Source organism: Rheinheimera sp. (assembly GCF_965283995.1).
In the GTDB taxonomy this organism is placed as follows: domain Bacteria; phylum Pseudomonadota; class Gammaproteobacteria; order Enterobacterales; family Alteromonadaceae; genus Pararheinheimera.
In genome coordinates, this window is record NZ_CBDIQG010000001.1 from 1666118 (window position 1) to 1684907 (window position 18790).

The following is an 18790-nucleotide window of genomic DNA, read 5'->3' on the forward strand; positions in this document are numbered from 1 at the left end:
AACCAGCGAATTGTTCAATAGAGAGATAGAGGGAGAGAGTGATTCAGGCGTATAGATCAACAGCAAACATTTGCTGTAACTGCTCGCGTTTGTCCTGACTGGCAAAAGCCTGATAAGCCGAAATGGCTTTTTGCTGGCGTTGGTCCGGCTCGTCGTAGCTGGCACGGCTGAGTTGCTCCGTATCCAGCAGCGCCATCACTTCGGCAGAGCTTTTGACTCCCTGTCCTTGTGGTGTGGCATTTTGCGTATTTTGCGAGGCGCTTTGTGACGGGCTTCCGGTGGCATCTTTCAGCGCGCGCGGACCCACGCCACCATTGACCTGACGCAGGCCACCGGCACGATTGAGATCCTGACTGAGCGTCACTGACATGCAAAACATCCGTAGGAAAAAATGGACAGTTATCAGGCATTATAACCAGAAAACGACCGTTGCCAAGCTTTCGGTGAAAATGGCTGCAGACCTTATCTGGCAAGGCTTACAGCCCAATAAAAAGCGGCAATTTATTGCCGCTTTTTTACCTGAATGAAACCAAGCCCGGGTTTAGCGCCCCGGCAGTTTTTGCCAGGTCACTTCGTCACGCACATAAACCGGTTCTGCCAGCTCTGCCGCAACAAACAATTGCTGCTGCCAGGCCGGAGTCGCCAGCGTCAGCATGTCCTGCGCCGATGGCAACAAGACCTGACTGCTGATCTGAAGCTGCTGATCTGCAGCCCACTGCTTAAAAGCATCAGGATAAGTGACCAGACCCGTGCCAACGGCCCAAATATCGCCCTGCAGCGCCAACGCTGGCAAGTCCGCCGGTTTTCGTGCCAGTTCATCCGAAACAGCCTGCATCAGGCCGTCAGCGTCTTGCTGATAAAGCGCCAGATAAACTTCCGCCATCCGTGCATCAATGGCTGCAATCACCTGACTAGCCTGGTGCAGACGCACCGCAGCTTGTGCCATGGCCTGTAATGTCGACACGCCAAACACCGGCAAATCGGCGCCAAAGGCCAGCCCTTGTGTCACGCCGACCCCAATCCGGACACCGGTAAAACTGCCGGGACCGCGGCCAAACACAATGCCGTCCAGCTGGTTCAGGCCAAGGTCTGATTCTGCTAGCAGCTGTTGCACCATCGGCAGAATGCGTTTGCTATGTTGCTGCGGGCAGACTTCATCCAGCGTCAGTCGTTGGTCGTTATATTGCAGCGCCACTGAACAGGCTTCGGTGGACGTATCCAGCGCCAGTAATTTCACATCAAGCTCCTGTTATGCTTAAGACGGCTCCGATCCACTATCAGCGTGGATCGCCGTTAAAAATTCAATCGCAGCCTGCGGACTGCGGCTGCGGCGCATTGGCGGCAGCGATTTTAAAAAAACTTCACCATAAGGCCGGCTGACCAGCCGGTTATCAGCAATCACCAGCACGCCGCGGTCGGACACGTCACGAATGAGGCGACCTACGCCTTGTTTCAGCGTGATCACAGCTTGCGGTAACTGCACCACGGCAAAAGGGTCTTGCCCGGCTAACCGTGCATCTTCACTACGCGCCTGGAGCAGCGGTTCATCCGGAGAGGCAAAGGGTAGTTTATCAATAATGACCAGGCTCAACGTATCGCCGCGAACGTCGACGCCTTCCCAGAACGAACCGGTACCCAATAACACGGCATGCTTCAGCTGGACAAACTGCTCCAGCAACACGCGTTTACTGGTACTGCCCTGTACCAGCACCGGCAGGCGGATATAGTCGGGCAGCTGCTGCGCCATCCATTGCAACATGCGGTGACTGGTAAACAGAAAAAAACAACGACCTTCATTGGCTTCAATCAATGGGACTGCCAGCTGCAGCAGCGCCTGCGCCATTTTCGCATCGGTCGGTTCCGGCAGATAACGCGGCACCAGCAACATGGCCTGATTCGGATAATCAAACGGACTATCAAGCTGCAGCGTGCGCGCCGCACCTAAGCCCATTTGCCGGGTAAAATGATCAAAGCCGCCGTCGACTGACAAGGTCGCCGAGGTAAACACCCAACAGCGCGGCTGGTCAAACACCAGCTCCTGAAACTTGTCCGCAATCGACAACGGCGTGTAGTGCAAACTGATATGGCGTCGGCTGGTATCAAACCAGAAACTGATGCCGGTTTTGTCGACGTCGAGTAATTTTTCCAGCCGGTTGCGCAGCAAAGCCAGCCGCTCGTAGCAGCTGTCGACCAGATCAGAGCGACCGAGGCTGCCTTTGAGCACCTGATACAACATTTGCATCACGTCACTGATGCGGCTTAAGGCGACCTTTTGATCCGGTTTCTGATACAGATCGCGCCAATTGCCTTTTTGCGGGTCATCCGGCAGCAGCAGCCGCCAGTCTTTGGTCAGACTGACCAGTTTGTCGGCGGTTTTGGCCAACTGCGGATGATCACGTAGTTCAGTTTTGCAGGCGATATCGATGTCGCGGCACAAATCCAGTAACACTGAACTGGAAAAAGTCTCGCCAAAATAATCGCTGGCGATGTCGGGAATTTGGTGCGCTTCATCGAAAATCACCACATCCATATTCGGTAACAATTCGCCAAAGCCGGTATCTTTCAGTGCCATATCGGCGAAAAACAGATGATGGTTGACCACCACCAAATCAGCATTCATCGCTTTTTTGCGCGCTTTCAGCAAATAACACTCGTCAAAATCCGGGCAGTCTTTGCCCAGGCAATTGTCGGTGGTACTGGTGACATAAGGCAGCGCTTTGGAATCTTCCGCGATATAGGTCAGTTCGCCAATATCGCCGCTTTGGGTCTCGGCCGACCATTTTTTGATCAGGCTTAAATCCTGGATCAGCGCGTCATCCTGCACCGGCACATGCTGATAATGCTGGGTCAGACGGAAGGTGCATAAATAGTTGCTGCGGCCTTTGAGCAATGCAGTGGCCACCGGTTGCGCTAATGCGGCCTGGATACGCGGCAAATCGCGCAAATACAACTGTTCCTGCAGGTTTTTGGTGCCGGTCGACAAAATGACTTTTTTGCCGCTTAAAAGCGCAGGCACCAGATAGGCGTAGGTTTTGCCAGTACCGGTACCGGCCTCAACCACCAGCGCTTTACCATCGCGGATACTGTCGCACACCGCGATGGCCATTTCGAGTTGCGCATCCCGGGAGCGGAACCCACTGATCGCACGCTCCAGCGCCCCACCCGGCCCAAAAGCGGCTTTGACTTCAGCCTGCATCAGTGACTCCGGCGCCAGGCAGCGTCAGACAAGTAGCGATTAACAGCAGAGCGGATGCAGTGGACAAGCAGACCCCAGGGTTCGGCGTAAAGGCGGCATTATGCCAAAGGACGACGATGCGGTCCAAACACTTCGCGTCAGCCACGCCTCAAACATAAATGTCGAGATGGCCTTCGGCATCGGCATGTTGGTCGGCTTCCGGCGTCACCGCATGTCCGGTAGGTAAATAATGCGGCTCAGCGGTGGCCACAGGTTCAGCTGAGTGCTCAGGCGACGCTTGTTGCTGTTGTTTCGACTGCTGTTGCTGTGACTGTTTTTGTTGCGACTGCGGATACCGTTCACTGACGCGGTATTGCCAGATTTCATGATGATGGCCATGTGCATCCGGACTAAACCGGGCGTATTTGCTAACCGGTTCAATTAAACGTTGTGACGGCTCAGCCGCCGGTGTGTTTCGGATCAGATATGGAAAAATGGCATCCATGATGGGCTCCCTGGCGATATTCTTCTCTGCTGACAGCAGAGTAACTGATCGTTGTATCGGCACAAAGCGCCGCAGCTCAATCACTGAAATCGCGCGTTCAGCTTAACCGTAAAACTATACAACTTGATTATTTTATATACTTTACAGGCGATTTTACGAGATGTTATTTTTCGATGAAATTTGGTTCCCGCTCTAGGGTAAATTTGTTTTATTGATATTTATCATATGCATATACAAAAACATCACAAGTAATACTGCAGCATTTTCTTATCAGGTCGGGCTTGCGGTCGCAGAAAAAAACCTTTAAGTTGTATACATCAATAGCGCAGTCAAACGACGTCGTTTGCAGCTGGAACTCATTCACCATGTTATTAATTGCAACACTGCACCACCATCATCATCTGATCTCATAGCCAAGCCTGAGAGGCCGGTGGCTATGAATGACAGATAGCTCCGGTGTGCAAAGTGTGTAACAACAGCCCCGGAGAGATCCGGGGCTGTTGTTTTTATACTTTAAATCAGAGGAAATACCGATGTCCGCATTAATCGAAAGCAAAAAACTGCGTATCGCCATGCAAAAATCCGGTCGTCTGTCACAGGACACTCAGGCACTGCTGACCAGCTGCGGCCTGAAGATCAATCTGCGCGAGCAACGTCTGATTGCGCACGTCGAGAATATGGACATCGATTTGCTGCGCGTTCGGGATGACGACATTCCGGGTCTGGTGATGGACGGTGTTTGCGACCTTGGTATTGTCGGTGAAAACGTGCTGGAAGAAATGTCGCTGCAGCGCCAGCTTGACAATGAAAGCTACGATTACACTGTGCTGGCGCGCCTCGATTTTGGTGGCTGCCGGCTGTCTATTGCGGTGCCGCAGGAAGAAAACTATCAGTCTATTCAGGACCTGCAGGGCCGTACTATCGCGACTACCTACCCGCGCCTGCTCAATCGCTACCTGAAACAAAATGGTGTGAATTGCCGTATTGTGAACTTAAAAGGCTCAGTGGAAGTGGCCCCACGTGCGGGTCTCGCCGATGCAATTTGTGACCTGGTCTCGACCGGTGCCACACTGGAAGCCAATGGCTTAAAAGAAGTCGAAGTGATTTATCGTTCTAAAGCAGTGTTGATCCAGCGCCGCGACCTGACTGACGACAAACAGCTGAAACTGATTTCCAAACTGATGCCACGCATTCAAGGCGTGATGCAGGCCAATGAAAGTAAGTACATCATGCTGCACGCGCCGCGCGCCCGTTTGGCTGATGTGATTGCGCTACTGCCAGGTGCAGAAAATCCAACCTTATTGCCACTGGCTGGTAACGAAGATCTGGTGGCCTTACACGTGGTTAGTAGTGAAACTTTATTCTGGGAAACGATGGAACAGCTCAAAGCATTGGGCGCAAGTTCTATACTGGTACTACCGATCGAAAAAATGATGGAGTAAATCATGCTCGAGATCCGTATCACCCGTTGGGCCGATTTGGACGATGCCGGCAGAAACCGCGCATTGAGCCGGCCCAAACTGAAAAACGCCGAAGAACTGCCGGAGCAAGTCGCCAGCATCATCAAAGCGGTGCGTAACACCGGCGACAAAGCGCTGAAGTTCTACAGTCAGAAGTTTGACAGCATCGACAATAATGCGTTGGAACTTAGCATCGTGCAGCAGCAGTTGTTACTGGGGAAACTCAGCGATGAACGCCGCGCCGCGATTGAACTGGCCTACAGCAATATCCGCAAATTCCATGCGGCACAAAAGCCACAGGATCTGGTAGTGGAAACCACACCAGGTGTGGTCTGTGAGCTGAAATATGCGCCGATGGATGCTGTCGGTTTATATATCCCGGGCGGCAGCGCGCCATTGCCATCGACGGTGTTGATGCTCGGTGTGCCAGCGCAGCTGGCCGGTTGTCGTCGTGTCGTGTTGGTCACGCCGCCCGGCGCTCCGCTCGCGTCCGATATCGCCCCGGAGATCGTTTATGCCGCGCAGCTGTGTGGCATTCGCGAGATTTACACCATTGGCGGCGCTCAGGCGATCGCGGCCCTTGCCTACGGCACCGCCACTATCGCCAAAGTTGATAAAATTTTTGGCCCGGGCAACCGCTATGTCACTGAAGCCAAACAACAAGTATCACGCGACGCCCTGGGTGCTGCCATTGATATGCCAGCCGGTCCCTCAGAGGTGCTGGTAATAGCTGACGAGACTGCAGATCCGGCTTTTGTCGCCGCAGATTTGTTGTCGCAGGCCGAACACGGTATGGATTCGCAGGTGATGCTGCTCAGCCCCAGCGAGAAATTACTGAAAGATACGATGGCCAGGCTGGAAGACCAACTGTTGGTGTTACCCCGCGCCATCATCGCGAAAAAAGCGCTGGATCACAGCCGGTTTATTCTGGTGGAGGATTTACCGCAAGCCGCGCAGGTGTCGAATCAATACGCGCCTGAGCATTTAATCATCCAGACCGCACAAGACGACAAGCTGTTGCCGCAACTGAAAAATGCCGCCAGCATTTTTGTTGGCCCCTGGACCCCGGAATCTGCCGGCGACTACGCCAGCGGCACCAACCATGTACTGCCGACCTACGGTTACAGCCGCAATCACAGCAGTTTGTCGCTGCTGGATTTTTACCGGCGTTATACCGTCCAGACGCTGACCAGCAAAGGCTTGCAGGCGATTGGCCCTGCCATCGTCACGCTGGCGACCGCAGAGAGCTTAAACGCCCACGCCAATGCAGTGACGCTAAGGCTGAAAAGCCTGAGCAAAAAGCTGCAACAGCAGGACGAATTCAGCCCAATTCCGCAAGAGAGTGAGTAAGTGAGCGAATCAATGAGCAGTATCAGTAATTTAGCCCGAGACAGCGTCAAAGCACTGGTGCCTTATGCCTCAGCGCGCTTGTCGATGTCCGGTGGCTCCGTCTGGCTGAATGCCAACGAAAACGCGTTAGCACCAGAGTATCAGTTAAACGGTAGTTTTAACCGCTATCCGGATTGTCAGCCACCGGCATTAATAGCCGCGTACGCCGCTTATGCCGGCGTCGCAGCAGAGCAAGTGTTAGTCAGCCGTGGTGCCGATGAAGGTATTGAGTTGTTGATCCGCAGCTTCTGTGAACCTGGCAGCGACAATATCGTCATTTGCCCGCCCACTTATGGCATGTATGCCATCAGTGCGCAAAGTAATCAAGTCGGTCGCACTGTGGTGCCTTTAACTGCTGAGCTGACGTTGGATGTAGCCGCGATCAAACAAAGCCAGCAGACCAAGCTGGTGTTTATCTGCAGCCCGAACAACCCGACCGGCGACTTGATCCCGCGGGAACAAATCATTGATCTATTAGAGTTTTACCGCGACAGCGCTTTAGTGGTGGTTGACGAAGCCTATATCGAATTTGTGCCAGAGGCGTCCACGGTGGATTTATTGGCACAGTATCCGAACTTGGTGATCCTGCGCACTTTATCCAAGGCTTTTGCGCTCGCCGGTCTGCGCTGTGGTTTTACCTTAGCAAGCCCGGATGTGATTAGCGCGCTGAAAAAAATGATTGCGCCATATCCAATCGCCGCGCCTGTTGCCGAGATTGCCACTCAGGCGTTGTCTGTTACCGGCCAACAACGGATGCGCCAAAGCGTAGCAACCATCAACGAGCTGCGCACTGCGTTTAGCCGTTTTGCCGCCAGCTTGCCGCAGGTCCGCCGCGTGTTTAATTCCAATGCCAACTATGTGTTGCTGGGTGTCGACGATGCAGCAGCCTGGGTGCAGGGCATTGCCGCCCAAGGCATCCTCATTCGCAACCAATCCAGTCAGCTCGGCTTAGAGCGGCTCGGTTGCACGCAGGTCGTTCGGGTGTCGATTGGCAGCCCGGCGGAAATGACGCTGCTCGAGCAGGCGATCCAAACATTTTGTGCGCAACAAGCAACCACTACTCGCAGTTCAGGGGAACAATAATGGCCGGACAGCCTATTTTATTTATCGACCGTGACGGCACTATGGTGGAAGAACCACCAATTGATAAGCAACTGGATTCGTTAGAAAAACTGGCCTACGAGCCAGGGCTGGTGCCGGCATTATTAAAACTGCAGGATGCCGGATTCCGTCTGGTGATGGTCACCAATCAGGATGGCCTCGGCACCGACAGTTTTCCGCGCCCCACTTTTGATGCGCCGCATGACAAGATGATGCAGCTGTTAGAGTCACAAGGCATCCGCTTTGACGACGTGCTGATTTGTCCGCACTTTGAGCGCGACAACTGCAGCTGCCGCAAACCGAAGCTCGGTTTGGTCAAAGATTATCTGCAACAAGGCCGCATCGACTTCAGCCGCTCTTATGTCATTGGCGACCGTCTGACCGACGTGCAACTGGCGGAAAATATGGGATTACCATCGTTTCGCTACGACCGCGCCACGCTCGGCTGGGCTGAAATCACCCGCCAGCTGCTAAGCCGCGGCCGCGTAGGTTCAGTGCGCCGTACCACGCGTGAAACCGATATCAGCGTGCAGCTGGATTTGGACCGCAAAGGCGGCAATCAAATCAGCACCGGCATTGGCTTTTTTGACCATATGCTCGACCAAATCGCCACCCACGGCGGTTTTTCGCTGCAACTGTCCGTGACCGGCGACTTACATATCGACGACCACCACAGTGTCGAAGATGCGGCACTGGCACTGGGTCAGGCATTGAAACAAGCGATTGGCGACAAACGTGGCATCAACCGCTTTGGTTTTGTGCTGCCAATGGACGAATGCCGCGCCGAAGCGGTGCTGGATTTATCCGGCCGGCCGCTGCTGAAATTTGACGCTGCACTTGGCGATGGCAAAGTCGGTGAACTGAATCTGGAAATGGTCGAACACTTTTTCCGCAGTCTCTGTGATGCCATGCTGATGACGCTGCATTTGTCGGTATCGCCAGGCAATAAACACCACATGGTGGAAGGTTTGTTTAAAGCCTTCGGCCGGGCCTTAGGTCAGGCCATTTTGAAATCCGGCGATGCGCTGCCGAGCAGTAAGGGTGTGCTCTAATCATGGCAGAGCAAACAAATCAACCGCAGCTGGTGATTGTCGATACCGGCTGCGCCAATATCACTTCGGTGCTCTGCGCACTGCAGCGCCTGGGCGCAGAGGTTCAAATCAGCGCCGATCCGGCCGTGATCCGCGCCGCGGAAAAGGTGATTATTCCGGGTGTTGGCACTGCCAAACAGGCAATGGCGAACATCGACGCCAAAGGCCTGCGCAGCACCTTGCAGCAACTGACGCAACCGGTGCTCGGTATTTGTCTGGGCATGCAGCTGCTGACCGAACACTCCGCCGAAGGCGATGTGACCTGCCTCGGTTTAATCCCGGGAGAGGTGGCGCCACTCCAAGCTAAAGGGCTACGTCTGCCGCATATGGGCTGGAACACATTGCAGGTAGAAAGCACTGCTCAGCACTCTGCGCATCCACTGCTACAGGGCATCACCGCCGCAGATTACGTCTACTTTGTGCATAGTTTTGCGGTGCAGCCTTCGCCTTATATGCTCGCCAGCTGCGACTACGGCAGCAAGTTTGCGGCAGTGATTGGCCGGCGTAATTTCCTCGGCATGCAGTTTCACCCGGAGCGCTCCGGTAAAGTCGGTGCGCGGCTGTTACAGAATTTCTTACAGCTGGATGCGCAATCGCTGCGCGCGCCAGACTGAGTACAGGAAGAACAATGATCATTCCGGCAATAGATTTAATTGATGGTCAGACCGTGCGCCTTTATCAGGGCAGTTATGACCAGACCACTCACTATACCCAGACGCCGTTTGAACTGCGTGACCGCTATGCCGCTGCGGGCGCCGGTGTGCTGCACCTGGTTGATTTGTCCGGTGCCAAAGACGCCAGTAAACGCCAAACCGCGCTGCTGCGTGAACTGATGCAACAAAGCCCGTTACCGGTGCAGGTAGGCGGCGGTGTACGCAGTGAAGCCGACTTAGTCACTTTGTTAGAAGCCGGCGCCAGCCGCGTGGTGATTGGATCCTTGGCCATTCGGCAAAGCGCGCTGGTGCAACAGTGGCTCCAACAATATGGCGGTGAGCGCATCGTGCTCGCACTTGATGTGTCGATTAACGAGCGCGGCGAAAAAACGCTGCCGAGCCACGGCTGGATCGAGGCCTCCGGCATCGTGCTGGAACAGGTGCTCGATGGCATGCTGGACGCCGGTGCCCGCCATGTGCTTTGTACTGATATCAGCCGCGATGGCACCTTACAAGGGCCGAATGTTGCGCTGTATCAGGAACTTGCGGCGAAATACCCATCTATCGCCTGGCAAGCATCCGGCGGTGTTGGCAATCTTGACCATATCCGCAGTCTGCGTGGTCAGGCAGGTCAGCCATCACCGGTCGCTGGCGTGATCCTCGGCCGCGCCCTGCTGGAAGGCAAATTCACCATTGAGGAGGCGATCGCATGCTGGCAAAACGGTTAATTCCTTGTCTGGATGTGCGCGATGGCGTCGTCGTTAAAGGCGTGCAATTTCGCAATCACGAAATCATCGGCGACATAGTCCCGCTGGCTGCCCGCTATGCCGAAGAAGGTGCTGACGAGCTGGTGTTTTATGATATCACCGCATCCAGCGACGGCCGCGTCGTCGACAAAAGCTGGGTGCGGAAAATTGCTGAAGTCATCGATATCCCGTTTTGTGTCGCCGGAGGCATTAAATCCGTCGCCGACGCCGGCAAAATTCTTGAACTTGGGGCCGACAAAATTTCGGTCAATAGCCCGGCGCTGGCGCGGCCTGAACTCATCAGCGAGCTGAATGCCGCTTTTGGCCAGCAATGTGTGGTGGTCGGGATCGACAGCTATTTTGACGCCACCACCGGCCAATATCAGGTGTATCAGTACACCGGTGATGAATCGCGCAGTCAGAAAACCCGCTGGTTATTGCTCGACTGGGTGGAAGAAGTGCAGCGTCGCGGCGCCGGCGAAATCGTGCTGAACTGTATGAATCAGGACGGCGTGCGCCAAGGCTATGATTTGGCCCAGTTATCCTTAGTGCGCCAGTATTGTCAGGTGCCGTTGATTGCCTCAGGCGGCGCCGGCGCGGTGCAGCATTTTATCGACGTGTTTCGTGACGCCGATGTAGACGGCGCACTGGCCGCATCGGTATTTCACAAAGGCATTATTGCTATCCCTGATTTAAAAGCAGCGCTGATCGCTGCCAACGTGGAGATCCGGCCATGAGTTTTGTTCTGGACGCCAATGCGCCCCTGCCCGACCAGCTGGAACAGCTGAAATGGCCCGCCGACGGTTTACTGCCATTAATAGTCCAGCACGCAGTGTCCGGCAAAGTGCTGATGCAGGGCTTTGCCAACAGCGAAGCACTGGCTACCACACTGCAAAGTGGTCGGGTGACTTTTTTCAGCCGTAGCAAAAACCGGCTCTGGACCAAAGGCGAAAGCTCAGGTCATTTCTTAAAGCTACAAAGCTTAACTGCCGACTGTGACCACGATAGCCTGCTGGCACTTGCCCTGCCAGACGGCCCGACTTGCCATGTCGGCACCGAAACCTGCTGGCATGACCCGCACAGCAACGCGCCGGCTTTAAGTTTTTTAACCGACTTAGAGACGGTAATCGCCAGTCGCCAGCATGCAGATCCCAAATCCAGCTACACCGCCAGTTTGTTCGCGCGTGGCGTCAAACGCATCGCACAAAAAGTCGGTGAAGAAGGTGTGGAATCGGCGTTGGCAGCGATGGCCGGCGATCGTGAAGAGCTGAAAAATGAAGCCGCAGATTTAATCTTTCACTTGTTGGTGCTGCTGCGCTCGCAAGACCTTGCGCTCAACGATGTCATTGATATCCTCAAAGCCCGTCATCAGCAATAAACAAACTGAGGCTACGGGCCACAAAGCCCGTTGCCTCAGACATCCGCTATCACTGATCTGCAACATCATGCACGCAGTCCATTGACCAGAGCGAACTGATGTAGACACAATCAGACATGACGGCCAGTCATGAACCGCAAGGATCTCTTGATGAAATGCATTATTCTTGGCGCTACAGGCTTAGTCGGACAACACCTGCTCGCCCAGGCGCTCGCGAACCCAGAGATTAGCGAGGTGATAGCACCAACCCGCCGGCCACTTGCTCCGGCAGCAAAATTAACCAATCCGATTGTCAATTTCGCACAATTGCCAGAACAGGCAGCATGGTGGCAAGCAGACGTGGCACTGTGCGCGCTGGGGACTACGCTGAAACAAGCGGGTAGCAAAAGCAGATTCATTGAAGTTGACCACGATTACGTACTGCACAGCGCCAAGCTGATGCTGAAGGCCGGCACGCCGGTGTTTGTCTATAACTCGTCCCTCGGCGCCAATCCACACGCGAAGTCGTTTTATTTGCAGGTCAAAGGTCAAATTGAAACAGACCTGAGCGAGCTCGGCTTTCAATCACTCGGTATCGTACGGCCATCATTACTGGATGGTGGACCGCGCCCTGACAATCGCTTGGCTGAACGCTTCGGTGTAGCAATTGCGAAACTACTGGGTCCGGTGGTGCCAAAACGGTATCGCGCGGTAAAAACCGATGCGGTTGCGGCGATGATGTGGCAATTGGCCACCACAGCGGCGCCAGGAACAACAATTGTTGGATCCGATGCAATTTATCAAATGCAGCAGAACATGCAGTATGGCCGCTATCGGGGCAGCAGCGCATGACCATACAGCGGGCGGCAAGTTGTCCGCAAACACGTTCTGCCATCGACTGGTCAAATCGGCCTGGCAGTCTTGTACCGTATCCAGTCACTTGGTAATCTTAGAAGTGAATAAAAAATCAATATAAAAATACAAGGAGTTAACGATGTTTGGCAAAATCGCATCAGAAGCACTGGGATTAAGTGATATCGGCCGGGTCATCAGCCCGGAAAACTACAGCAAAGTTGAAGCCGACGACTACATCAAGCACGAAACCGGCGAGAAAATATTCTTTTTAATCAAAAGCAAAACCGACGAATATTGTTTCACCAACTTCGCTTTGTTGCATCTGGACGGTAATACGGCGCTCAGTAAAAAACGCCTGCTCAAACGCTACGAATATATTAATGCCGACATCCGCAATGTGTTGCTGGAAACCGCCGGCACTATTGACCTCGACGTTGAACTGAAATTCCGCATTCATAGCACCGATTTTTCCATCGATGTGCATAAAGAGCATATCGAACAGCTCAAAGATATCTACAAAGTACTGAGCGAAATCAGTTTACTGATGGAAGCCGAGCAACGCGATTTGCAAACCGTGGAAAAAAGCCTGCAGCATGTGGTCAATTCAGTGGCCCGCCAGAGCGGTGAAGGCGCGAATATCGCCCTGCAGGCGCGTGAGCTCTATGGCTTTTATCACGACACATTAAGCGATGCGATGGCGCAGGCCTATCGCAAAGATTACAGCAGCGTGTTTGAAACTTTTATCCACAACTAAATGAACTGGCGCTCTGTCGTTTTTACAATCGCCGCGATCGCGGCGAGCTGCTGGTGGTTTTGGTCTGATGACAGCGTGACCGCAGAAGCTGCCGACGCCTTGGCGCCGGCAGACCAGTCTGCAGTGGTTGCAACTACGGGCCAGGCCCTTGCCTCGTCTGATCAACCATTGAGCGCGCCCACCGTAACTGCGCAATGCCAGCTTCCCGATATCAACGCATTTGAGGAGCGCCGCGCCCCGCTCAGGCAACAACTGCAGCTGTATTTGCAGCAACAGTTGCAGGATGCGGTGCCTTATACCGAGTTGCAACGCGCATTACCGGCACAGTATCTGCCAGATTTAGCACTGGCACAGCGCAAGCTGCTAACCAGTCAGGCAAAGGATCCACAATTACTTTCAGAGCACCGCGACACGCTGCTGCAACTGCAGCAAGTGCTGGTTGAACCGGCAAAGGCGTTAGAACAAATCAAGAATTCTGTGTTGTTTAACGCGACGCTGATTGCACCAGACGGCATGGCGTCGCCATTCTCTTTAAAATCACTGCTGCTGTCGGCCGCAGCGGATGACATGGTATTGCTGACGCAGGCACTGGATGACGTTGAACTGAGCGGATCGGATTACGCGATGGCTTTACAGCATGTAAGCCTGCAACAACTGAAGTTACTGCTGGCAAAAACCAAAGCACCAGCCGAATTTCGCATGGAAGGCATGAATCTGGCGGATGTCGCGGTGATGTTTCTGCGCGCCGATCTCTTGCCGCTGTTGGCCAGTTACGACATCAATCCGACTGAAATCCGTGGCCAATATAGTGCAATGGACTTAGCTTTTACTGTTGTCGATCGGTCTGAACCCAACCAAACCTCTATTCATAAAGTGAGTCGTTCGCAAACCATCCGCTATCTGCAACAGCGCGGTTATGTGCTGCACGGTGCGCTGACGCAGCAAGATGGCGCTCCGGCATTAACCGTCAATTCCATCTGGAACTATGGCCCCAGAACTCGGCGTGACAACTTCAGGCAGATCATTGAAGATCCGGCGCGTTTAGCTTTAGCAAATGAGCAGCAGCTGGAAGCCGTCACTACGGCTGAAGTGCCCGCCGAATTCGCCGCACAGTTACAGCCGCTACAACATGAAGAGCAGCAATTTGAACAAGCCCGGCAGCGCTGTCAGCAAATGCGTGATAGTGCACGGCAAGCAGAAGGTTTATGGACAGATGCGCAAATCAGCGCGGCAGTACAAAGCGCGTTGAAAGCCCAGATCTCCCCCAATGCGGCAGCCGCAGCTTTACATCAACAAGACCCGGCATTAGTGGATCGCCTGTGGCCAACGCCCAAGAAGGATCTGAATGTTCCGGCGCTGGATCAAGCAGGTCGTGAACGGCTGATCGCGCGTCTGCAAGGCGCCGGGCACCCGATCCGGGCAAGCCGCGCGCTGAAATATCTGCAACAAGAACCGGCACTGGCAGTGCACTGGCAGCCACAAGACGTTGAGTACTTAAACTTTTTGCAAAGCCAAAGCAATACCACCTCTTTCTGGCGTGAATTGCTGACACACGGCTTTTCGCTGCATCTGCAGGATATTCATGGCCGCAATTTATATCCGCAGGCTTTTGCCGCTGGCGCCGACGCGGTGGCGTTGTTACTCGAAGAAGGCGTGGCGGTCGATGTGCCCGCTGTGGGGCCAGATGCATTGGATGTGGCGCTGGACCAAAGCTATCGCGATAAAAAATTGCATCCGGCATTGCTGACCATCATGCAGAAACTTGGCAAGCCGGAAGCGTCGCATCTGAGCCGGCTGCGCCGGTTACAGCAGTATCAGCCTGAGGTCTTTACGACTCTGCAGCAGGCGCTTGCCAAAGAGCCGCTATTACTGGCCTGGCTCGATGATTTATCCCAATATGAAGCAAACCCGGTGCTCGCGGTGAGCGATGAGTAAAACCCACACGCTGCTGTTGAGTGCATTGCTAAGCAGCGTGTTATGGTTCTGGCTCTGGCCGCAAGAACAAACGTCCCCTCATCGGCAACAGGCTGCCGCGCCAAACCCGGTCGCGACACAGTCTGTTTCCGCTGAGTCGCCAGCGCACCCAGCGCAAGCAACTACAGCCAAAGCAACGCCTGTTTGCCAGCAAGTGCTGCCAGATCAGGACTGGTTTAAAACGCCTGAGCGTGAGGCTATCCGGCAATATTTGTATGAGCGTCTGCAACAAGGAGATAGTCCTGAACAGTTATTACTGATGCTGCGCGACCGCCCTACGCAAGACAAAGCGCTGAGCCAGCGCCAGGCAGAATTACAACTTGATTTGCAAGAGATGCTGATTCGCTATGAAGAGAGTCAACTACCTCGTGTACCGATTGGACCATATCTGGATTTTTTTAATCTTTTGCGTCAAAAAGAGCCGGCGGAAAAAATTGTTTTGCTGCGCTCCGCCCCTGAAGTCAATTTGTTGTTCGAAGAAGAGCGGAAAGGCGGCCGGCTGACAACAGTCCAGCCGAAAACTTTTCTTTTGACCCAAGCGCAAAGGATCGGGCAATTTGAGCAGGCAATTATAGGTTTGCACTTTCATCCAAGGGACTATCACGACTTTCTGGCTGGTGAAAACATACTGACAATGCCCCAATTTAAACTGTTGCTTCAGCAAACCGATGACCTGAATGCCAGAATCGGACTCAGAAATCTGGCAGATCAGGCGGTGTATTTTTTAAGACCTGATTTGCTCACGCTACTGGCCAGCTATCAAATTCTGCCAAGCAGTAAAGATGGACTGTACAGCGCGATGGATATAGCGTTTAGCAGCCCATGGCGGCAACAAGGCTGGAGCTATCAACAGCGGCGCGCTCAACAGCAGGCAACGATTCAGTATCTGCAGCAGTTAGGCTATCCACTGCATGCTGAGCTCAAAACAACAAAAAACAACCGGCATTATCTGCAAGTGCACGCATTGCAGGAGCCTGGTTTTATCAGCTATGACGAAGATCTCATCAACCTCGCCAAAGCCCAGCAGCTGTTGCCACTGCAAAGTCTGCCTGCGCCGGAACTGCTGCGCGCTTTGCTAAAGCAATATCAGCAACTTGACCAACAGCAGCAACAAATCAAAACAGCATGTCAGGCCGAGCACGATGCTGAACAAACAGCGCAAGGCTTATGGTCGGAAAGCGAAGTTATTAACCAGCTGGACCAGCTAACGCAACAACATAGTGCCGGCGAACTGCCGCAGCTTTTACATCAAAAGGACCCGGCATTATTGGCGTTTTACTGGCAACAGCAGGATACGGGATTGGCAACATCCTATGGTGATGTGCCCAGCACCGAAGCTGAATTTGTCAAAGCCATCGAGAATAGCCCAGGCCCAAAGCAAGCCGCTGATTTACTGCTTGTTTTGTCGATGCAACCTCAGTGGGCGAAGCACTGGCCAAATGGTCTGGCCGTCAGTCAGCTAGAGAACATGCTGACTTATGAAGGCACTAAACACTGGCAGGTCATGCAACAAAACGGCTTTGACCTCGGCATCATCGACACCAGTGGCCGCAATTTATACCCGCAGGCTTTCGCCGACAGTGCTGAGGCTGTGAGTTTGTTGATTAACGCCAAAGTACCGCTGCAACAAAATCCGTTAGGCCCGGATGCGCTGGATTTGGCTTTGGATGCCAGTTACCTGCAGCAAAAACTGCATCCGGCACTGTTTTATATTCTGCAGGAAACCGAAAGGTTGCGCCCGTCGCACTTGTCACGCTTAAAACGTCTGCAGCAATATCGACCGGCGTTATTTCAACAACTGCAGACCCAGTTTAAGTTGCCGGATCTGACTGCAATGACGCCAAACCCGATGCTAAGCCTGGAACCTTAAAAGCGGATTTCAGCCGTGTAAATATTGTCTGACAAACATCTGCACATTGCTGTTTAGCACCTGCTCTGCCTGAGCAGAAAAATCATGAAAGCGGAACACCGCCGGCCAGAAGGCGAAACTCTTCATCAGACCCCAGAACTGTGTTTCAGCGATTTTGATATCCGGGATTTGTAATGCACCGGCGCTCACCGCTTGCTGCAAAAATGGTAAGAGTCCGCATTCCTGATCATTGACCTGCGCTAACGCCTGCTCCACCAACTCGGGCTGTCGGATAAGTTCCGCTAAGACGATCCGCGCCTGTTCGATCAACTCTTCACTCTGATACACAGTCCAGACTGAACGGGCAATTTGCAGCAGTTGATCTTCAACTGTGCGACTGGTGTCAAATTGCAGACTGGCCGCTTGTTTACTGCGTACCCAAAATGAGCTGGTTACTTCATTGAATAACAGCTCTTTGCTGGCAAAATGGTTATACACGGTGCGTTTGGAGACCTGCGCGCGCTCGGCAATCGCGTCCATGCTGGCACCGACAAAACCTTTGTCTTTAAATTCTGCCAATGCAGCATTTATCACCGCCTGACGCTTCTGCGCTGAACGACCTACAGGTTCCATCACTACCCTCTTTTTCAACATCATCAATGCCGCAGCACACGGCCACGGCAAAATACAATTGCTGAAAATATTACACTAAGCAGTTTACTTTTGCTATTTCAACACTAAACTACACCGTGTAGTTTACTTTTGATAATTCAACGCCAGCCACTCACAGCAGGAGCCCCTGATGAGCATCGCAGATAAACCTTGTGCACTTTTCCGATCCGGCACCGCGCAAGTCCCGGCGCGCGCCAGATTTCGTAATACCGCTAAAACTCAGGATGGCAGTGCGGCCCTTGGCCAGATCATCTGGCGCTATCTGACGCAAAAAGTGGCTGACAAAACACCCCGCCAAACAATTCCGGTGCAAGCTGCGGATCTGTCGGGCAACCATGACATTCTGCTGAAAATCAGCCACAGCTCTGTGCTGCTGCGCCTCGATGGCCAGTATCTGTTATTAGATCCGGTGTTCAGTAAACGTGCGTCCCCCCTGCAATGGCTGGGACCAAAACGTTTCCACGCCCTGCCACTGCAACTGGATGAACTACCTCAACTCAGCGCTGTGTTGATCTCGCACGATCATTACGATCATCTGGATAAACATGCCGTCCGCGCTTTAATCAGTAAAACCCGCCGCTTTATTGTGCCGCTTGGTGTTGATGCGCATTTGCGCCGTTTTGGTGTGCCAAGCGATATGATCACAGTACTGGACTGGTGGCAACAGACGGAATTTGCCGGTTTAACAGTCCACGCGACTCCCGCGCAGCATTTCTCCGGCAGAGGATTAAACGACAAAAACCAGACGCTGTGGGCTTCTTTTGTCATTGGATCCAGCCAGAAACGACTGTTCTTCAGTGGTGACAGTGGCTATTTCAGTGGTTTTGCCGAGATAGGCCGGCGCTTTGGGCCAATTGACGTCGCCATGGTTGAAACCGGCGCTTACGACGAACTTTGGGCCGATATTCACATGCAACCAGAGCAAAGTCTGCGCGCACATCTGGATTTGCAGGCGTCTTATCTGGTGCCGATCCACAACAGTAGTTTTGATCTGGCGATGCACGCCTGGTATGAGCCGCTGGAACGATTGGCGCTTGCGGCAGATGCCTATCAGGCCCAGCTGGTGACACCATTATTTGGCGCACCGGTCGATTTATCGCAGCTGAGCTTCGCCCCTGCCCTGCACCATGCCTGGTGGCGCGCGCTGATGCCGGTGCAGACACAGAATCAAAACGTACTGCAAATTCCGGCTTAAACAACTTACTTCCT

The 18790-nt window shown here is 53.5% G+C and carries 19 protein-coding genes; 14 read left to right on the forward strand and 5 right to left on the reverse strand.

All coding sequences use genetic code 11. The annotated features are described in order from the left end of the window. Nucleotides 1-43 precede the first annotated feature (43 nt). Nucleotides 44-370 (reverse strand): hypothetical protein, encoded by a 327-nt coding sequence (locus ACQ66Q_RS07630; RefSeq protein WP_430456246.1) that lies wholly within the window; start codon nt 368-370, stop codon nt 44-46. On the opposite strand from ACQ66Q_RS07630, the gene ACQ66Q_RS07635 reads away from it, so the two are divergent. After that, nucleotides 369-527, forward strand: coding sequence for a hypothetical protein (locus tag ACQ66Q_RS07635; RefSeq protein WP_430456247.1), 159 nt, complete (start codon nt 369-371; stop codon nt 525-527). The two genes, ACQ66Q_RS07630 and ACQ66Q_RS07635, sit on opposite strands and share 2 nt — an antisense overlap. 14 nt (nt 528-541) lie before the next feature. On the opposite strand, the gene tsaB is transcribed toward ACQ66Q_RS07635, so the two are convergent. The 3 genes from tsaB to ACQ66Q_RS07650 all read right to left on the reverse strand — a co-directional run bounded on the left by tsaB (nt 542) and on the right by ACQ66Q_RS07650 (nt 3680). Next, nucleotides 542-1237, reverse strand: a complete 696-nt coding sequence (gene tsaB / locus ACQ66Q_RS07640) for a tRNA (adenosine(37)-N6)-threonylcarbamoyltransferase complex dimerization subunit type 1 TsaB (RefSeq protein ID WP_430456248.1) — start codon at nt 1235-1237, stop codon at nt 542-544. Nucleotides 1238-1255: 18 nt separating this feature from the next. Continuing rightward, entirely contained in the window at nt 1256-3196 is a 1941-nt protein-coding gene (locus tag ACQ66Q_RS07645; RefSeq protein WP_430456249.1) for an ATP-dependent DNA helicase, read from the reverse strand. 148 nt (nt 3197-3344) lie between these two features. Then, nucleotides 3345-3680, reverse strand: coding sequence for a hypothetical protein (locus ACQ66Q_RS07650; protein WP_430456250.1), 336 nt, complete (start codon nt 3678-3680; stop codon nt 3345-3347). Between the two features lie 533 nt (nt 3681-4213). Here ACQ66Q_RS07650 and hisG point away from each other — a divergent pair. From hisG to ACQ66Q_RS07710, 12 genes are all read left to right on the forward strand, one after another. Continuing rightward, entirely contained in the window at nt 4214-5122 is a 909-nt protein-coding gene (gene hisG / locus ACQ66Q_RS07655; protein WP_430456251.1) for an ATP phosphoribosyltransferase, read from the forward strand. Nucleotides 5123-5125: 3 nt separating this feature from the next. Beyond that, nucleotides 5126-6490: a histidinol dehydrogenase gene (gene hisD, locus ACQ66Q_RS07660; RefSeq protein ID WP_430456252.1), complete on the forward strand. Its 1365-nt coding sequence runs from the start codon at nt 5126-5128 to the stop codon at nt 6488-6490. After that, entirely contained in the window at nt 6491-7612 is a 1122-nt protein-coding gene (gene hisC, locus ACQ66Q_RS07665) for a histidinol-phosphate transaminase (RefSeq protein WP_430456253.1), read from the forward strand. Beyond that, entirely contained in the window at nt 7612-8682 is a 1071-nt protein-coding gene (hisB, locus tag ACQ66Q_RS07670; protein WP_430456254.1) for a bifunctional histidinol-phosphatase/imidazoleglycerol-phosphate dehydratase HisB, read from the forward strand. Before hisC ends, hisB begins: the two co-directional genes overlap by 1 nt. A 2-nt stretch (nt 8683-8684) precedes the next feature. After that, nucleotides 8685-9335, forward strand: a complete 651-nt coding sequence (hisH, locus tag ACQ66Q_RS07675) for an imidazole glycerol phosphate synthase subunit HisH (RefSeq protein ID WP_430456255.1) — start codon at nt 8685-8687, stop codon at nt 9333-9335. A 14-nt stretch (nt 9336-9349) separates the two neighbouring features. After that, nucleotides 9350-10102 carry a 1-(5-phosphoribosyl)-5-[(5-phosphoribosylamino)methylideneamino] imidazole-4-carboxamide isomerase gene (locus tag ACQ66Q_RS07680; protein WP_430456256.1) on the forward strand — a complete coding sequence of 251 codons (753 nt, stop codon included), beginning with the start codon at nt 9350-9352 and terminating at the stop codon, nt 10100-10102. Further along, nucleotides 10084-10857 carry an imidazole glycerol phosphate synthase subunit HisF gene (gene hisF, locus ACQ66Q_RS07685; protein WP_377247831.1) on the forward strand — a complete coding sequence of 258 codons (774 nt, stop codon included), beginning with the start codon at nt 10084-10086 and terminating at the stop codon, nt 10855-10857. The genes ACQ66Q_RS07680 and hisF overlap by 19 nt, the downstream gene beginning before the upstream one ends. Continuing rightward, a complete protein-coding gene (gene hisIE, locus ACQ66Q_RS07690) occupies nt 10854-11498 on the forward strand; it encodes a bifunctional phosphoribosyl-AMP cyclohydrolase/phosphoribosyl-ATP diphosphatase HisIE (protein ID WP_430456257.1) in 645 nt (214 codons plus the stop codon). Before hisF ends, hisIE begins: the two co-directional genes overlap by 4 nt. 150 nt (nt 11499-11648) lie before the next feature. Beyond that, nucleotides 11649-12329, forward strand: a complete 681-nt coding sequence (locus ACQ66Q_RS07695) for an NAD-dependent epimerase/dehydratase family protein (protein ID WP_430456258.1) — start codon at nt 11649-11651, stop codon at nt 12327-12329. A gap of 142 nt (nt 12330-12471) precedes the next feature. Beyond that, complete coding sequence (locus ACQ66Q_RS07700; RefSeq protein ID WP_430456259.1) at nt 12472-13086, forward strand: PH domain-containing protein; 615 nt, start codon at nt 12472-12474, stop codon at nt 13084-13086. Between the two features lie 75 nt (nt 13087-13161). Then, entirely contained in the window at nt 13162-15021 is a 1860-nt protein-coding gene (locus ACQ66Q_RS07705; protein WP_430456260.1) for a hypothetical protein, read from the forward strand. After that, on the forward strand, nt 15014-16930 hold the full coding sequence (locus ACQ66Q_RS07710; protein WP_430456261.1) for a hypothetical protein: 1917 nt from the start codon (nt 15014-15016) through the stop codon (nt 16928-16930). Before ACQ66Q_RS07705 ends, ACQ66Q_RS07710 begins: the two co-directional genes overlap by 8 nt. A 9-nt stretch (nt 16931-16939) precedes the next feature. Here ACQ66Q_RS07710 and ACQ66Q_RS07715 read toward each other — a convergent pair whose 3' ends face one another. Then, complete coding sequence (locus ACQ66Q_RS07715; protein WP_430456262.1) at nt 16940-17542, reverse strand: TetR/AcrR family transcriptional regulator; 603 nt, start codon at nt 17540-17542, stop codon at nt 16940-16942. Nucleotides 17543-17711: 169 nt separating this feature from the next. Here ACQ66Q_RS07715 and ACQ66Q_RS07720 point away from each other — a divergent pair, with 169 nt between their 5' ends. Beyond that, complete coding sequence (locus tag ACQ66Q_RS07720; protein WP_430456263.1) at nt 17712-18776, forward strand: MBL fold metallo-hydrolase; 1065 nt, start codon at nt 17712-17714, stop codon at nt 18774-18776. Nucleotides 18777-18790: the final 14 nt, after the last annotated feature.

Coding starts and splice junctions, on each gene's coding strand:
- hisD (WP_430456252.1), top strand. CDS start 5,126: ATGCTCGAGATCCGTATCACCCGTTGGGCCGATTTGGACGATGCCGGC.
- ACQ66Q_RS07710 (WP_430456261.1), top strand. CDS start 15,014: ATGAGTAAAACCCACACGCTGCTGTTGAGTGCATTGCTAAGCAGCGTG.
- ACQ66Q_RS07645 (WP_430456249.1), bottom strand. CDS start 3,196: ATGCAGGCTGAAGTCAAAGCCGCTTTTGGGCCGGGTGGGGCGCTGGAG.
- hisF (WP_377247831.1), top strand. CDS start 10,084: ATGCTGGCAAAACGGTTAATTCCTTGTCTGGATGTGCGCGATGGCGTC.
- ACQ66Q_RS07720 (WP_430456263.1), top strand. CDS start 17,712: ATGAGCATCGCAGATAAACCTTGTGCACTTTTCCGATCCGGCACCGCG.
- ACQ66Q_RS07635 (WP_430456247.1), top strand. CDS start 369: ATGCAAAACATCCGTAGGAAAAAATGGACAGTTATCAGGCATTATAAC.
- hisG (WP_430456251.1), top strand. CDS start 4,214: ATGTCCGCATTAATCGAAAGCAAAAAACTGCGTATCGCCATGCAAAAA.
- ACQ66Q_RS07680 (WP_430456256.1), top strand. CDS start 9,350: ATGATCATTCCGGCAATAGATTTAATTGATGGTCAGACCGTGCGCCTT.
- ACQ66Q_RS07715 (WP_430456262.1), bottom strand. CDS start 17,542: ATGGAACCTGTAGGTCGTTCAGCGCAGAAGCGTCAGGCGGTGATAAAT.
- ACQ66Q_RS07630 (WP_430456246.1), bottom strand. CDS start 370: ATGTCAGTGACGCTCAGTCAGGATCTCAATCGTGCCGGTGGCCTGCGT.
- ACQ66Q_RS07700 (WP_430456259.1), top strand. CDS start 12,472: ATGTTTGGCAAAATCGCATCAGAAGCACTGGGATTAAGTGATATCGGC.
- hisIE (WP_430456257.1), top strand. CDS start 10,854: ATGAGTTTTGTTCTGGACGCCAATGCGCCCCTGCCCGACCAGCTGGAA.
- hisB (WP_430456254.1), top strand. CDS start 7,612: ATGGCCGGACAGCCTATTTTATTTATCGACCGTGACGGCACTATGGTG.
- hisH (WP_430456255.1), top strand. CDS start 8,685: ATGGCAGAGCAAACAAATCAACCGCAGCTGGTGATTGTCGATACCGGC.
- ACQ66Q_RS07650 (WP_430456250.1), bottom strand. CDS start 3,680: ATGGATGCCATTTTTCCATATCTGATCCGAAACACACCGGCGGCTGAG.
- ACQ66Q_RS07695 (WP_430456258.1), top strand. CDS start 11,649: ATGAAATGCATTATTCTTGGCGCTACAGGCTTAGTCGGACAACACCTG.